Source organism: Acidaminobacter sp. JC074, assembly GCF_022496765.1.
Classification (GTDB): domain Bacteria; phylum Bacillota; class Clostridia; order Peptostreptococcales; family Acidaminobacteraceae; genus JABXKX01.
In genome coordinates this window covers 1-15608 of sequence record NZ_VANV01000038.1, presented here as the reverse complement: position 1 = coordinate 15608, position 15608 = coordinate 1, and the positions used below count along the sequence as shown (strand labels likewise).

Annotated in this window: 13 protein-coding genes; 11 read left to right on the top strand and 2 right to left on the bottom strand. The window is 33.9% G+C overall.

Features of this window, described 5'->3' with window-relative positions; genetic code table 11:
- Positions 1 to 6 precede the first annotated feature (6 nt).
- Positions 7 to 1173 carry a multiple monosaccharide ABC transporter permease gene (gene mmsB / locus EZV73_RS26655; protein WP_240843599.1) on the top strand — a complete coding sequence of 389 codons (1167 nt, stop codon included), beginning with the start codon at positions 7 to 9 and terminating at the stop codon, positions 1171 to 1173.
- A 105-nt stretch (positions 1174 to 1278) separates the two neighbouring features.
- Here mmsB and EZV73_RS26650 read toward each other — a convergent pair whose 3' ends face one another.
- Positions 1279 to 1557 (bottom strand): helix-turn-helix domain-containing protein, encoded by a 279-nt coding sequence (locus tag EZV73_RS26650; protein ID WP_240843597.1) that lies wholly within the window; start codon positions 1555 to 1557, stop codon positions 1279 to 1281.
- Positions 1554 to 1907 carry a type II toxin-antitoxin system RelE/ParE family toxin gene (locus EZV73_RS26645; protein ID WP_240843595.1) on the bottom strand — a complete coding sequence of 118 codons (354 nt, stop codon included), beginning with the start codon at positions 1905 to 1907 and terminating at the stop codon, positions 1554 to 1556. Before EZV73_RS26645 ends, EZV73_RS26650 begins: the two co-directional genes overlap by 4 nt.
- A 422-nt stretch (positions 1908 to 2329) precedes the next feature.
- Here EZV73_RS26645 and EZV73_RS26640 point away from each other — a divergent pair, with 422 nt between their 5' ends.
- The 10 genes from EZV73_RS26640 (at position 2330) to EZV73_RS26595 (ending at position 15442) form a co-directional block, all read left to right on the top strand.
- Positions 2330 to 2938, top strand: a complete 609-nt coding sequence (locus EZV73_RS26640; RefSeq protein ID WP_240843594.1) for an HD-GYP domain-containing protein — start codon at positions 2330 to 2332, stop codon at positions 2936 to 2938.
- A 550-nt stretch (positions 2939 to 3488) separates the two neighbouring features.
- A complete protein-coding gene (locus tag EZV73_RS26635) occupies positions 3489 to 4487 on the top strand; it encodes a type II TA system antitoxin MqsA family protein (protein WP_240843593.1) in 999 nt (332 codons plus the stop codon).
- Between the two features lie 293 nt (positions 4488 to 4780).
- On the top strand, positions 4781 to 4960 hold the full coding sequence (locus EZV73_RS26630; protein ID WP_240843591.1) for a DNA-binding transcriptional regulator: 180 nt from the start codon (positions 4781 to 4783) through the stop codon (positions 4958 to 4960).
- 285 nt (positions 4961 to 5245) lie between these two features.
- Positions 5246 to 7120: a S9 family peptidase gene (locus tag EZV73_RS26625; protein WP_240843589.1), complete on the top strand. Its 1875-nt coding sequence runs from the start codon at positions 5246 to 5248 to the stop codon at positions 7118 to 7120.
- A 9-nt stretch (positions 7121 to 7129) separates the two neighbouring features.
- Entirely contained in the window at positions 7130 to 8434 is a 1305-nt protein-coding gene (locus EZV73_RS26620) for an amidohydrolase (RefSeq protein WP_240843588.1), read from the top strand.
- 2 nt (positions 8435 to 8436) lie between these two features.
- Entirely contained in the window at positions 8437 to 10188 is a 1752-nt protein-coding gene (locus tag EZV73_RS26615) for a M3 family oligoendopeptidase (protein WP_240843586.1), read from the top strand.
- A 397-nt stretch (positions 10189 to 10585) separates the two neighbouring features.
- Entirely contained in the window at positions 10586 to 11242 is a 657-nt protein-coding gene (locus tag EZV73_RS26610) for a PIG-L deacetylase family protein (RefSeq protein WP_240843584.1), read from the top strand.
- 17 nt (positions 11243 to 11259) lie between these two features.
- On the top strand, positions 11260 to 12399 hold the full coding sequence (locus tag EZV73_RS26605; RefSeq protein WP_240843582.1) for an acyltransferase: 1140 nt from the start codon (positions 11260 to 11262) through the stop codon (positions 12397 to 12399).
- 125 nt (positions 12400 to 12524) lie between these two features.
- Positions 12525 to 13529 carry a LacI family DNA-binding transcriptional regulator gene (locus EZV73_RS26600; RefSeq protein ID WP_240843580.1) on the top strand — a complete coding sequence of 335 codons (1005 nt, stop codon included), beginning with the start codon at positions 12525 to 12527 and terminating at the stop codon, positions 13527 to 13529.
- Positions 13530 to 14158: 629 nt separating this feature from the next.
- A complete protein-coding gene (locus EZV73_RS26595; RefSeq protein ID WP_240843578.1) occupies positions 14159 to 15442 on the top strand; it encodes a sensor domain-containing diguanylate cyclase in 1284 nt (427 codons plus the stop codon).
- Positions 15443 to 15608: the final 166 nt, after the last annotated feature.

The following is a 15608-nucleotide window of genomic DNA, read 5'->3' as shown; positions in this document are numbered from 1 at the left end:
TGAAGAATGGAAAATATTAAAAGTATCATCAAACACAATATGAGGCAGTATGCCATGTTAGTTGCTTTACTGGCTATCATGCTCTTTTTTCAAATAACATCAGGCGGTATCTTACTTAAGCCAATCAATGTACAAAGAATCATCATGCAAAACTCTTATGTTTTGATCTTAGCTGTTGGTATGCTTATCTGTATCTTAACAGGCGGCAACATAGACTTGTCTGTTGGTTCAGTGGTAGCCTTTGTAAGTGCAACATCTGCACTCTTTAGTGTGGTTCTAGGTTTACCGGTAGGTGTCTCTATTATCTTATCACTACTATGTGGTGTATTAGCTGGCATGTGGCAGGGCTTTTGGATTGCCTATGTTAACATACCGTCCTTCATAGTGACACTGGCAGGTATGCTTGTTTTTAGAGGTATCAATAACTTGATATTAAATGGACAGACTATCGCATTACCTGATGCTTATATAACAATCGCATCTGGTACACTACCTGATTTCTTTGGCGGTACAAATTTACACTTAACAACTTTGTTTATTGGTATAGCAGCATCTCTTTTATACCTTGTTGTTAAGAGACTAGATAGAAAGAATAAAATAAAGAATAACTTCCATGTACCATCATACAGAGCTCATTTGATTGAAGTTATCTCTATCTTCTTAGTCATCAATGTCTTTATGTTTTGGTTAGCTCTCGCTGAAGGTTTACCATACATTGTTGTTATCTTAATTGCCTTGATCTCAATTTATACATTTATCACTAAAAAAACAGTTGTAGGCAGACATATTTATGCTATGGGTGGTAATGCTAAAACAGCAGCACTTTCTGGTGTGAAGACAAAGAAAATCTTATTTGGTGCTTATGTAAACATGGGACTTATGGCAGCAGTAGCAGGTATTGTATTTGCAGGTCGTCTAAATTCCTCTTCTCCAGTAGCGGGTGTAGGCTTTGAACTTGATGCCATAGCAGCATGTTTCATAGGTGGTGCTTCTGCAACAGGTGGCGTTGGTACAATTATTGGAGCTATCATTGGTGGTTTGATCATGGGTATATTAAACAATGGTATGTCAATTATGGGTATCAATATCTTCTGGCAATCAATTGTAAAAGGTCTAGTATTACTGCTGGCAGTTGCATTTGATGTGTACTCAAAATCAAAATCTAAGAAGTAAGAAATAACCACCAGAATATCTGGTGGTTATATGTTTGTAAATGTATTTTTTAGAAATATTATTATATGGGATAAATATATGTTTATTGATAGTTATATCTTCTAGCTATTTAGGAATGAACTTTAATTCTAAACGCATATTCATACCTTCAGCTAATCTTTTTAGCATGTCCAAGCTAGGATTCCGTGTGCCGTTTTCAATTTTGCTTATATCTGCTTGATTGATACCCGTACGTTTTGCCAATTCTGCTTGAGTCAAGTGTTGTGTATTTCTAGCATCAACAATTGCCTTAATAATATCAAACTCAGGCTGTAGATTTTCATATTCTTTACGAAACTGATCATCTTTCATTTGCTCAGACTTATATTTCTTTAATGTTTTCATAGCTCTTCGCCTTGCCTTTCTATAAAATCTTTTCGGTATTTCTTAGCAAGCTTTAACTCTTTAGTTGGAATCTTTTGTGTCTTCTTCACGAAACCGTTGGTTAAAACAATTTGACCGTCATAATAGAAAAAAAAAAGAATTCTTGAGATATCGTTACCAACTTTCCCTCTTACTTCAAATATACCATCGTCAATGAACTTGCTATATGCTTCTCTTAATAAGTTACATTTTTCTCCTAATATTTCTAGAATTCCAACCAGTTTTGCTCTCAATTTTGCATCGGAAAGATTAAGAAATTCTTTAACAAGACATTTGCCATTTCTTGTTTCATAGAAAACTACATCAAACATAATAACTCCTATTTTCCTTCTATTAACTTAATTGTATGGCATATATACCATATTGTCAAAACTATATGTAGATATGTCAGTTCCAGGAACGTAAGCAGTCTTTCCTTAGAAAATGTAGAATACATTGAATTATAATATGTACGAGCAAAACTGATTCCATCGTTAACAGCGATACTAAAGATATGTGACGCACTTGGGATTGAGTTAATGTTGAAGTCAAAAAAAGATGTTGAAATATTATTTCATTCATGATGATTCATTGCCATTCAATAAATAATTTGTAAGTAATAAAGATAACCACTGGGTGCAAGTGGTTTTTATATTTAGATAATTTAACATAATACTATTTTATAAAAACTTAATTGACAATGAAAATCATTCTCTGTATAGTGTGTATTGTAATATTACATAAGGAGAATAAGATGAATCATATATATTTACATGAGATAATGGATTGTTTAGTTGAACTGCTTGAAGTCAAAGATTCATATACAAAAGGTCATTCAACTAGGGTAGCAGATATGGCTTGCGATTTTGCAAAAGAGCTAGGTGTCTCTAATGAGGCCTATGAAATCATTCACTTGGCAGCCCATTTACACGATATAGGCAAAGTAGGCATACCAGACGGTGTTTTAAACAAGCACGAACCATTAACAGATGAAGAGTGGCTTATGATAAGAGAACATCCTAGAACAGGTTACAATGTACTAAAAAAATCAGCCAGTCTTTCTGATATTGCAGAAGTTGTCCTTTATCATCATGAACGTTTTGATGGTAAAGGCTATCCTATTGGTTTGAAAGGAAATGAGATTCCATTAGCATCACGCATTATAAGCATTTGTGATTCTTTAGATGCTATGACAACTGCTAGACCTTATAGATCTGCTATGACTTGGGATCATGCTTTAGAGGAGGTATATAAAAATTCAGGCAGTCAATTTGATCCAGACTTGGTCAAGAAGCTTGGTGATTTGCCTGACTACTGGAAACAAAGTCAAGATAAAATAATCCTTAAGCATCATGTGCTGTAGGTTAAACAATTAAACTCTAATTTTTCAGCCCAATGGTTCGTACTGTTGGGTTTTCTTGTTAAAGCTTACCTTGATCTAACTGTATTTAAATAAATTCTTAATAATGCCATCAAAAGATGGCGGAAATGTTTGTTTAGTGTTATGATTAAATAAAGAGGGGACTAAGAATGAACGAAGTCAAAATCAAACTAATTAATAAGTATTTAGTTGAGTTTAAGAAGGCAATTGCCGAAGAACGGTATTAAATAGTAAAACGGTATAAGAATATTGGATTTTTAAGAGACTATAGTTTGACGTTTGAAACCATCTCTGAGGTATTCTTTGACTTAAGTTTTGAAAACTACATTGGTGGCCCAGAAGAGGACCGTGACAGAAATAGAGGCGATATTTGTAAGTTTAAATATCTATATAATGGCATACGGATTTACATTAAAATTAATTATTGTCCTCCTGAAGATATGATTATAATTTCTTTTCATGAAGATGAGAAAAATCATCTTTAAACTGAAGTTAAAATTGAAACGAATTGAATGTTAAGGAAGTTGATGAGATGAATATGTTATATTGTGATAATTGTAAAGAAGACAGAGAAATCGTAATAAAAAAAAATATGCTAAGGATGTTTAAAGGTGTAGAGGTTAATGTTGAGGAACAAATTGCATTTTGTATTGAGTGTGGTAATGAGTTAGTTGATAAGGAACTTGAGAAAGATAATCTTAGCAAAATCTATAAGAAATATAGAGACGTATGTGATTTGATAAGTGGGCAAGAGATTGTAGAGTTCAGACAAAAGCATGGATTGTCACAAAGAGAGTTAACTTGCATACTCGATTTGGGTAAAATGACTATTAACCGATATGAAAATGGTTCTTTGCCTAGCAAGTCTAATAGCCAATTATTACGTCATGTATTTAATAATGAAGAAGTATTTCTAGCTCAAAGTAAAAAGGCATATGAAGCAGGACGTATTAAAGAGAAGACTTATAAAAAAATTGAGGCTAATAGTCATGGGATTACTAAATATAATCTAATGAAACAAGTCATTGACAGTATGATCATTGAAAAGCCATCAGAATATAATGGATTTAAATCATTTGATTATGATAAGACTGAATGTTTGATTGGCTATTTGTCTAAAAGAGTTAATTTAACTATCACAAGTGTGAACAAGTACTTATGGTATATCGATTTTGCCTATTTTAAGAAATATACCAAATCATTGACTGGGATTGTATATATAAAAGAAAAATATGGACCAGTTGTAAAAGAACGAATGTATGATTCACTAGTAGTGTCCAATAGATATGTAGAAACACATGAAGAAGAAGATGGTGATTTTAGACGAAAATCTATTTTGAACTTAACTGAGATAGATTCAGCGTGTTTTAATGAAAAAGAACTAGAAATCATAAATCTAGTGATTGATTCATTTAAGGATTTGAGAGTTAAAGATATTTCTGATTTATCACATAAGGAAAAAGCTTGGATGGAGACTGAACTGAAAGAGAAAATTTCATACTCGTATGCATTTGATTTGATAAGATTTTAGCCATTTAAGTTTAACATTTAACATTAGTTGCAATAATTTTATAAAGAAGTGTAATATAAAGGAGCTAGAGTTCTGTTACTTAAGTCTGAGACATAGTACTTTAAGGCCACTAGCACTCAAACATGATATTACAGCTAAGAAGGTTTATTTTTAGAAGGAGTTTATAATGGATTATAAGAGTATAGCAGATGGTCTTGAAGAGGCGATGCAAATCAGTAACGGTGAGAACATTGGTAGAAAAATAAGATAAGTGTTGCCCCCTAAAAGACTACACTAAGTTCGAAATTAAGGATTTGCGAACTCAGCTATCTTTAACACAAATTGCATTTGCAAGTTTATTAGGTGTATCTGCTAAAACTGTTGAAGCTTGGGAGAAAGGGACCAATAAACCTAATGGTTCTGCAAGAAGATTAATGGAGCTTTTGAATGCAGATTTAGATATACCTGAGAAATACAGGTTAATAGTTGAGTGAATCAAAATATTACTATGGGAGATGATTATCTTATATTTATTCCTTGTATGTTAAAAAACTTTATCTTTGAAATGTTAATCACCAGTGAATGTTGGTGATTTTTTGCTTATAAGAAAATACTTATCTTTACTGGATTTGGTTCACGCACATAAAAACTTATGTTACTATAATAAGGGGATGTGGTTCGTTGTGAACTATTTTTTTAGAAATTTATTTCGGGGCACTAATTTCATTAATCTAAAGGAGGAAAGTGTAATTATTTCTTGATAATTATACGACGTTATGATGAAGAAAATCACAAATGATGATTTTGAAAACTATAAATCCATATCAGATTTAATGGTATCAAATTCTCAGGAAACACTAGCATTTACACTTAATCATGCATGTATTGAGGACAATAAGTATCACAGTGATGTTTACTTATTAGACTTAGAATCTAAGGCACTTACTCAAGTTACAGATACGAATAAAACAAGTATGGCTTTTTGGTATAAGGATATGCCTGTTGTGATGGAAAGTGACGACAAGAGTGTGTATCTATGCCTGGTAGGGGAAGACAAAGAATTGTTAGCTGAACTACCAAAGGGTGCTAGTAGTATTACATATGATGGTAATGGTTTGATCTACTATTTGAATATTTTTGATACTAACCAATCAAAAGATGGTGATGTTTACAGAGTGATAGACGAAATTCCATTTTGGTTAGACGGCTTTGGTTATTCTAATAAGAAGAGGAAAAGATTGTATGTTCATTCTATAAAAGATGGTTCAAATAAAGCCATTACAGATCCATTAACAGAAGTATACTCATATAAAATACAAAAAGATAAAGTGGTGATCGTATCATCTACCTTTATAGACAAAAATGTGGCAACAAGAGAAATACTTGTTTATGACCCAATACAAGATGTCCTAGAATGTAAGTTAGAACAAGGTCATTATGCTGTATCAGGTGCGGCCTACATAGGTCGGGATTTGGTCTTTATGGGGACAGACATGAAAAAGTATGGTGTTAAGGAAAATCCATGTTTCTTTAAGTTAGATGGCTCAGAAGCGACTATGATTCACTTCTTTGACAATGGATATGCATCTGGTATCAACTCTGATACTAAAAAAGGTGGGGGGTATACAAGTCTTGTTTCTGATGATGCTTATTATTTCTTATCGGCTGATGGTGTGGAATCATCTATTGTGACCATGGGTCTTTCAGAAATGGATATTTTAAAAGAACTGGGCACTGTGACTTGTTTTGATCTTATAGATGGTGGTTTCGTCATTGTTTCTGCTATGAAAAACAAGTTACAAGAAGTCTACTTGATTAAAGACGGTAAGCAAGATAGATTGACATCAGTCAACGAGGACTTTTATACTGATAGATACATAGCACCTATGGAAGAGTTCTACTTTGAACATAATAAGACTGAAATGCATGGTATGATTTTAATGCCATATGGCTATGAAGAGGACAAAGAATATCCTGGCATTTTGATGATGCACGGTGGTCCTAAAGGCATTTATGGCAGAAACTTTATGCATCAAATGCAGTATATGGCCAGTCAAGGTTATTTCGTCTTTTTCACAAATCCAGTTGGTTCATGTGGTAGAGGCAATGATTTTTCTAATATAACTGGTGAACTGGGAAAACTAGATTATGACATCTTTATGAAGTTTACAGATGTTTGTTTAGAAAAATATCCTATAGATAAAAAGAATGTGTTTGTAACAGGTGGCTCTTATGGTGGTTTTATGACCAACTGGATGATTGGTCATACGCATAGGTTTAATGCAGCTGTTTCTCAAAGGTCTATTTCAAACTGGTTTTCTAAGATTACCTCCACAGATATCGGCTATTATTACAATACAGATCAAATGCCAGGAACGCCTTGGACAGATCCGGATTTAATGTGGGACAGATCACCACTTAAGTATGCTGACAAAGTTAAGACGCCTACTTTATTTGTTCATGGTGAAAAGGACAGAAGATGTGGCTTAATAGAATCACAGCAGATGTTTTTAGCCCTTAAGTATCATGGTGTCGATTCTAAACTATTAATTTTAAATGATTCTAGTCATAATGCTATGATGGTTGGTAATCCACAAGTTAGAAAAGTATGGTTGGATGAAATGAACAAGTGGTTCTTAAAATACCGTGTATAGGATGTGTGTATGATTAAAAAGATAAAGAATGCTGTCGATAAGATATCGTCAGACATTATTTCAAATAGAAGAGACTTTCATAAGTATCCCGAGTCTGCTTGGACTGAGTTTAGAACGGCTTCATTGGTTGCTAGACAACTGAAAGATATGGGCTACAAGTTAACACTTGGTCCTGATGTAGTCAAACCTTTAGACCGAATGGGACTTCCGTCTGATGAGATACTTGAAAGTCACTATAGACGCGCCTTAGACCAAGGTGGCGATAAAGACTTTATGTCTTATATGAAGGGCGGCTATACATCTTTAATAGCTGATCTGGATTTAGGTCAAGGACCTACACTGGCTTTTCGCTTTGATATGGACGCTGTTGATTGTAATGAGTCTCATGATGAAAAGCACTTGCCTTTAGTCGAGGGCTTTTCTTCAGTAAATGACCATGTCATGCACGCTTGTGGTCATGACTGTCATACAGCCATGGGCCTTGGTTTTGCAAAAGCTATAATGGACTTAAAAGATGACTTCTCAGGTAAGATTAAGTTGATTTTTCAATCGGCAGAAGAAGGTGTTAGAGGGGCTAAGTCTATAGCAACTAAGGGGATAGTGGATGATGTAGACTACTTCTATGGCATGCATATCGGCACGTCGGCAAGTGAATCAGGTTCTTTTGCATGTGGTGTAGATGGTTTTTTAGCAACAGAAAAATTTGATGCAGTTTTTAAAGGAAAGGCCAGCCATGCAGGCAATGCGCCTAATTTAGGCAACAATGCCATATTGGCAGCTTGTACAGCTGTTACAAACCTTTATGCTATACCTCGTCACCAAGAAGGTGTTACCAGAATTAATGTAGGTAGAATATCAGGTGGTACAGGAAGAAATGTTGTACCTGACAGGGCGCAAATTGACTTTGAAGTAAGAGGTGCGACCACAGAGATTTGTGACTATGTCAAAGATATGGCTCTAAATATTGTTGAGTCTGCAGCTAAGATGCATAATTGTGATTATGACCTTTATAGAATGGGGGGTGCAGAAAGCTCATCAAGTGACCAAGAACTTGTGGATGATATCAGAAGGGTGGCAGAAGCGTTAGACATATTTCATACCATCAGAGACAGAGATATGATGGCAGGTAGTGAAGACGTGACTTACTTGATGAACCGTGTTAAAAGTTGCGGAGGAAAGACTTCTTACATGGCACTAGGAACGACTTTAAAGGCCCCTCATCATAATGATTTGTTTGATGTGAACGAAGAGGATATGATGCGTGGTGTGAAACTTTTACTGGGCATCGTTTATGACAAAATTGGACAGGAGTAATTATGAGATGGCAATTGGATTCTTTGTATCAAGATTTTGATGCAAAGTATGATAAAGATATAGAAGAAGTAAAAAAACTGATAGAGTCATTTGATCAAATGACAAAAAATTTAAATGGACCAGTAAATAGAGTTATTGGTGACTATTTAGAATTGATTACAAAGATTAAGGTCTTGGCTGAGGGTTTAAAAACATACCCTTATTTAAGATCAACCATGAACGCTGGAGATGCTGAGGCAAAATCGAGACTTGAAAACATAGAGCTTGTTATGACAGACCTAACAGGACCTATGACACGCTTTAAGTACTGGTTAAAAGAAGCTGATGTTGATTTAGAATCGCTAGATGCAGGTCAGTTTCATATTAAAGAGCTACTTGAAAAAAGTCATCATATGATGTCTGAAAAAGAGGAAAACTTATTTGCTCAAATGAACCTTGTAGCAGGTGAGTCTTGGGGAAAATTGCAAAAGACTTTAACTTCATCATTAACAGTTTCTATAAACATTGACGGTGAAGATCAAGTGATGCCACTTACTGTGGCAAGCAAGTACTTGTCTCATGCAGATATGTCTGTAAGAGAAAAAGCCTTTAAGGCGATTCAAGAAGCTTTTGAAACCATTGATAAGTCAGTCGCACTATCACTTTCAAACATCAAGCGACAGGGTAACATGATGGCTAAGGCCAGAGACTTTGCATCTGTATTAGATGAGATGCTATTTATTTCTAGAATGTCTAGAGAAACTTTAGATGCCTTGATGTCGAGTATAGAAGCTTATCTGCCGGTCTTCAGAAAGTACCTAAAAGCTAAGTCGCTTTACTTAGGTGACGGTGAAAAAATAAAACTATACAATTTCTCAGCACCTGTTGGTGGTATTGACAAAACCTACACTGTGGATCAGGCAAAGACATTAGTATTAGATTCTTTTAACAAGTTCTCACTAAAATTAGGTAGTGTCGCAAGAACAGCCTTTGATGACAAATGGGTTGACTTTGAACCTCGTTCTGGTAAACGTGGTGGCGCATTCTGTTACAACCTGCCTTATATAGGTCAGTCTAGAGTATCACTTAACTTTAACGGTGATTTCTCTAATGTGATTACTTTAGCCCATGAACTGGGACATGCTTATCATGGGTCTGTTATTCAAAACAATGCAGCTTATGACTGGACCTACCCAATGCCTTTAGCAGAAACAGCTTCTACATTCTGCGAGCAGGTTATTGGTAGTCACTTGATGGCAACTATCAGTGAGGATGAAAAACTCTATATTCTTGAAATGAATGCTATGAAGGCTACAAGACTTATGATAGACATCATCTCAAGATACTGGTTTGAAGATCAAGTGATCAAGGAAGCGAAAGCCAATACCTTATCTGTAGATCGAGTAAAAACGATTATGAAGGAAGCTCAACTTAAAGCTTATGGAGATGCAGTAGATCCAGACTTCTTAGATCCATATGCTTGGGTGAGTAAACCACATTATTATTACCTGGATCGACACTATTACAACTTCCCATATTCATTTGGCTTCTTATATGCTAAGGGTCTTTATGGCATGTTTAATGAAAATCCTGATGCATTCTTAGATAAGTTTGATGACATGTTGGCTCAAACTACCAAGGCATCCATAGAGGATGTAGGTAAGATTATGGGGGTGGATCTTTCGAGTAAAGATTTCTGGATAAACTCACTTGAAAATGTTAAGGCGGATATAGAAGAAGTTTGCAAAATGTTAGATAATTATAATAGAAACTAAATACTAAAATCTATAGGACTGATTAGAAACATAATCAGTCTTTTTTCATTACTATGTTTAAAACTACAAAAAAAATCAAGGAGGGTTTTGAGGTTAAATTTGTTTTTTTATATAAATATCCCTTCAAAACCTGCAAGTGTCTGTTTTAGACGTTTTTTAGATGATTTATATGCATACTTTTTTTGAAGAGTATCATTATTATTGTTGACAATATATGATTTTTTTTGTTACTCTTTTCTGGTAGCGCTTTCAAGAAATGCTTATTTTCCGCTTTTATTATTGTACATTTTGAAAGCGCTATCAATGTATCGCTATCACCTGCCTAGCAACTGTATATGTATTGCATAATATAGAGGTGATAGTGGTGTTTATTTAATAATGAGTAAAGGGGGGGAATATGCTAGATTATCTATTTGTAGGTGCTCATCCTGATGATGAGTTCTGTGTTAGTGGCTTGCTAATCAAAGCCAAACAAGAAAGAAAAAGGACAGGAGTAATAATATTTACTAAGGGCGAAGCGGGAGGTTATGCTTCACCAGAAGTACGAGTAGCTGAGATGCAAAGATCAGCAAGTATAATGGGGTTAGATTATTTAAGGATATTAGATTTTGTTGATTCAAATGTGATGTTTTGTGAGGAAACGGTTAGTACACTTATTGATTTATTTATTGAAACGAAACCTAAAGTTATCATTACAATTCATCCAGATGATTACCATCCTGATCATAAAGCAGTATCAAACATTGTTGATAAAGCTGTTTTCGTGGCGGGATTGAAAAAAGATGGTGACCATACGGTTTGGGAACCAAACAAAGTAATGTATGCAAGTTTAGATCCTAGAAGTAACTCAGTAAGACCGATGGTTATATTGGATATCAGTGAAGTGACTGATTTAAAAATGAAAGCTGTAAGATGCCATAAATCCCAGAATATTGCGAAGTATGTTGAGTTGAATGATAGATTCAATGGTATGTTAGGAAATGTAGAATTTGGTGAGGGCTTTTACTTAAGAAAACCACTACAAATGAACTTAGTATCAAATTTTATTACATAAAGATTTGGAGGTAAGAAATGAAAAATAGATCGATAGATTATATGAAGGCTTTTGTAATTGTCTTAGTTGTTATACAACATGCAGTGCTAGCCTACAATGTTGGTTTTGTGTTTGATGATAGTTACTTGGTTGGAGGAGTTTTGCCGGTCAGTAACTTAACAAATCCTGTACATGATACTGCTCAATGGAGTGGATTTAACTTGTTTGTTGGTATGAATGATCAATTCTTCATGTCATTGATGTTTTTAATATCAGGCTTTTTTGTTTATAAGAGTTTAAAAAAATATGGTACAAAATCTTTTGTTGGGAGAAGGGCAAAAAGATTAATGTTACCAGTTTTACTAGGCATTCCCACTGTAATTGTACTTGCATATTATCCTGCGGCCTTGCAAAGTGGATTTGTAAATGGTACATCTCCAATCCCAATTACGGAGTTTTTTAGAGGTGTTGCCAGTGTTGGTTTTATGTCAGGTCCTTTATGGTTTCTAACGATGTTATTCAATTTTAACCTTATTGTTGCCTTAGTATATAGATTTTACTCCAAGAGGAAAAAGAGGCCAAGTTGGTTAGATAAGATTACCCTTAAAAGTCCTTTTACCCTATATTGTATATTGATTATGTTATCATTACTTCTTTCAGCAAGTTTAAACTTAGTTGTACACCCAATATTTTGGTTTCCACTTGGATTTGCCAGTTTTCAGTTTACAAGATTACTTCACTATTTTGTCTATTTCATAATAGGTATTTTAATTGGTAAAAATGATAAACTTGACGAAATCTTCTCGGAAAAATCAAGAATTAGTCAACTGTGGTATATCTTTTTATTAATTGGGATTTTAAGTTATATAATTACGGATACTATGCCGAATGGCTATATTCTCAAACATACTCTATGTAGTGCACCGATTTCTTTTGCTGTAATAGGTTTTTTTGCAAAATATGTTCATAAACCTAATAAGGTAATTGATAATTTCTCAGGAAATGCATTTAATATTTATATTTTTCATATTGCGTTTTCATCATGGATTCAATATTTCTTGCTTTATACCAACATGCCTGCAGTATTAAAAGGGATTGTTGCGGCTTCTTTGACTTTGATATTATCCTGGATATTTTCTGATGTATTTTCCAAATTGAAATTAAAAGTACTTAGATGAGGCAGATTTATAGACTTCTTATGTTGAAGTAGTGTATACGATGGAGTAAAATGATTATGATATATATGAGACATACAAGAATGACTTGTATGTCTCATATATAATTAATGACAAGGATGGAGTTTATGAACATAAAAATAGACGATGTAGCTAAAAGAGCAGGTGTGTCAATTTCATCAGTTTCTAGAGTGCTTAATGGTTATCAACATGTCAGTCAATCTGTTAAAGAAAAAGTAAATAAGGCAATCAAAGAGTTAGATTATCATCCTAAGAGGGCTGCGAGAAGTTTGGCGTCGCGCAAATCATATTTGATTGGTATATTGCTTCCTGATTTAACATACCACTATTATTCAAGAATGTTAAGTGCTATAGAAAGACTGGCGAATGAACATAACTATAATGTGATTATCTGTAACTTACAGGAAGAGAATCATAAAGAATCGCGCTACGTTCATATGTTTAGTGAACTTGATGTTGATGGCATCATTGTGATGCATGAAAAAATGACCACAGAGTCAATTAAAACACTTCAGAGAATTGAAATACCAATTGTTTTAGCGAGTGTAAAAATTGAGAATATGGACTTAATTAATGTAAACATCGATGATTTTTTAGCAGCTTATGATGCGACTAAATACTTGATCAACCTAAATCATAAAAAAATAGGAATGATTACAGGTGATTTAGATGATTATACAGCTGGTAGATCTAGATTCAATGGTTATCGGAAAGCACTTGAAGAGGCAGGTATTTTATTTGATGCTCAACTTGTTAAAGAAGGAGATTTTACCGTTTCAAGCGCTTATGAGTTAATGAAAGAATTTCTTATGTTGAGAGATAGACCTACTGCAATTTTTGCCGCGAGTGATTCTATGGCAATAGGTGCTATGAACTGTGCACTTGATATGGGGTATAAGGTACCTGATGATATATCATTTATTGGATTTGATAACATAGATATGACCACCGTCGTTAGACCAAAATTATCAACTGTTGAGCAACCCGCAGAGTTAATTGGAGAAAAAGCCTTGCTGAAATTGTTTGATTTAATAGAAGGGAAAAAGGTGGAATTTGATACAGTTATCCCACATAAGATTATTGAAAGAAGCTCATGTCTTAAGCTAGATTAAAATGTTTAGGAATCACTATGCTTCGAGTCCATTATAGAGCCAGTATAATTTAAGGGAATCAGTTAATTAATTACTGATTCTTTTTTTAAATCTGTATTTTAAAACTAATTACTCTTTTCCAGTGTCATTCGAAGAAATGATTTGTGTATATCTGAAAGCCAATCGATTTAAGTCAACGGGCTTTAAAAGGATGCCAGATATAATAAAATACTTGAGTCCTTTATTAGATATGTTGTAATCCGCAACTGTGATTGCTATGATTCTTTATTTATATCATGTCAATGATGATTACCACCAGCTTCAAATGAATAACAATATGAAAAACTGCTCAAATCCGTCAATTAGTCGTTTGAGGATGTTTATTCATTAAATGAGTTACCAATGTATGAGCGAGTTTCTCGTCTTTAATGTAGGGTATGTATTGATGACTGGTTTCATTTTTCCTCCCTCAATGTATTTGTTAAGTAATCTTTAAATAGCATATGCCGACATAGGTTCTGTAAATTAATCGTATTATGTGTCATAAAGATTAAATAGATTAACCGAATTACATATATGTCTCTATTTCATCGTGCTGCCTGAATAAGTAGAGTATTTATAGGGTATCTGTAAATTATCGGAGGTAGATTATGAAAAAATCTGATAGACTGCTCGTTAATACATATGCCACTTTTCTAGTTAACCCATCTAATCTAGATATAGTAGAGTACAATGACTATGCTGGTCGTTATTTATCAAGTGAAAAAAAGAAAATATCTGATATCATCTATTGGGATAAAAGCATTTCAAAGCGCATTGATTTTGAAAATGAGAAGAAGATTATTTATTCATCAAGATCTAAAACTGATGAGCTTGAGCTGATTGTTGTGATACAAGTTGTGAATTATCATGACGTGTCTTATTATAATGTCATCCTTATTGATAATCTAGAAGACATCAAGGATTTTGAATCTCAAAGTATAGATGATGATATATCGAGTAACGGTTTATTTACAAATATCTTTCAATATAGCCCAATAGGACTTGTTTTAGTTGATTCACAAACAAAACTTGTTAGAGCCAATAAATACATGTTTGATTGTTTTGATCTTAATCATAGAGATAATATAAATGAAGGTTTTGGTAATGTTTTTGGTTGTTCAACAGTCTCAGATACTGGCTTTTTATGTGGACAACATGAAAAGTGTCAGACCTGTAAACTTCGTAATGGTATTGATAAAGTTTTAAACGACAAACTCACCATGGAGGGCGTTGATTTAGGTCATGATTTCAACATCAATGGTCGTATTGTAACCAAATGGTTTACAATAAGTGCTTCACCAGTCCAATATGGTGATTCGACTTACGCCTTGTTTTCTTTTGTAGACATCACTCAAAGAGTAAGAATGGAAGAGCGTCTAAGGGAACTTGGTATAACAGATGCATTGACTAAGCTTTATAACAGAAGACATATAATAAAGCTATTTGAAGAAGCTTTACTTTCAGATGAACATGAGCATCTTTCAGTAGCCTTAATAGATATAGATGACTTTAAAATTGTTAATGATGTGTATGGTCATTTGGTTGGTGATGAAGTACTGATTCTTTTGGGAGAAATTCTAAAAGAGCAATTAAGGTTCAGTGATTGTGTGGGTAGGTATGGTGGAGAGGAGTTTCTAATCATCTTTAATAACACTGAAATGAATACAGCTAAAGTTGTTTTAGAACGTATCCAAAAGTCGTTTAGAGAAAAGTCGCTTGATATATTAGATGAAGCAGCTACATTCTCCGCAGGTCTTACTCAAGCAACTATAAAAGATTTAAAGTCTGATAATACCATGAATAAGATACTTAACTTAGCAGATAAACAGATGTACAGAGCAAAAGCAATGGGAAAAGATAGAATTAAGGAAGCTGTATACAATGAAGAGTGATGATTGAGTCACTCTTACAGGGAGTGTAAAATAAAGTGTGTAAATCAGAACTAAGGATCTGATAGCACACTTATTTTTATTGACTTTGTGTGCTACAATCTAGAAAGGACACAAAGGATGGTAAATGAAGTAATGGCGTCAAGAAAACAAAGAAACAGAAAATCAA

What these genes read in the sequence shown, in the direction of transcription:
- mmsB (WP_240843599.1), top strand. Translation starts at nt 7, where the DNA reads ATGGAAAATATTAAAAGTATCATCAAACACAATATGAGGCAGTATGCC.
- EZV73_RS26650 (WP_240843597.1), bottom strand. Translation starts at nt 1,557, where the DNA reads ATGAAAACATTAAAGAAATATAAGTCTGAGCAAATGAAAGATGATCAG.
- EZV73_RS26645 (WP_240843595.1), bottom strand. Translation starts at nt 1,907, where the DNA reads ATGTTTGATGTAGTTTTCTATGAAACAAGAAATGGCAAATGTCTTGTT.
- EZV73_RS26640 (WP_240843594.1), top strand. Translation starts at nt 2,330, where the DNA reads ATGAATCATATATATTTACATGAGATAATGGATTGTTTAGTTGAACTG.
- EZV73_RS26635 (WP_240843593.1), top strand. Translation starts at nt 3,489, where the DNA reads ATGAATATGTTATATTGTGATAATTGTAAAGAAGACAGAGAAATCGTA.
- EZV73_RS26625 (WP_240843589.1), top strand. Translation starts at nt 5,246, where the DNA reads ATGAAGAAAATCACAAATGATGATTTTGAAAACTATAAATCCATATCA.
- EZV73_RS26620 (WP_240843588.1), top strand. Translation starts at nt 7,130, where the DNA reads ATGATTAAAAAGATAAAGAATGCTGTCGATAAGATATCGTCAGACATT.
- EZV73_RS26615 (WP_240843586.1), top strand. Translation starts at nt 8,437, where the DNA reads ATGAGATGGCAATTGGATTCTTTGTATCAAGATTTTGATGCAAAGTAT.
- EZV73_RS26610 (WP_240843584.1), top strand. Translation starts at nt 10,586, where the DNA reads ATGCTAGATTATCTATTTGTAGGTGCTCATCCTGATGATGAGTTCTGT.
- EZV73_RS26605 (WP_240843582.1), top strand. Translation starts at nt 11,260, where the DNA reads ATGAAAAATAGATCGATAGATTATATGAAGGCTTTTGTAATTGTCTTA.
- EZV73_RS26600 (WP_240843580.1), top strand. Translation starts at nt 12,525, where the DNA reads ATGAACATAAAAATAGACGATGTAGCTAAAAGAGCAGGTGTGTCAATT.
- EZV73_RS26595 (WP_240843578.1), top strand. Translation starts at nt 14,159, where the DNA reads ATGAAAAAATCTGATAGACTGCTCGTTAATACATATGCCACTTTTCTA.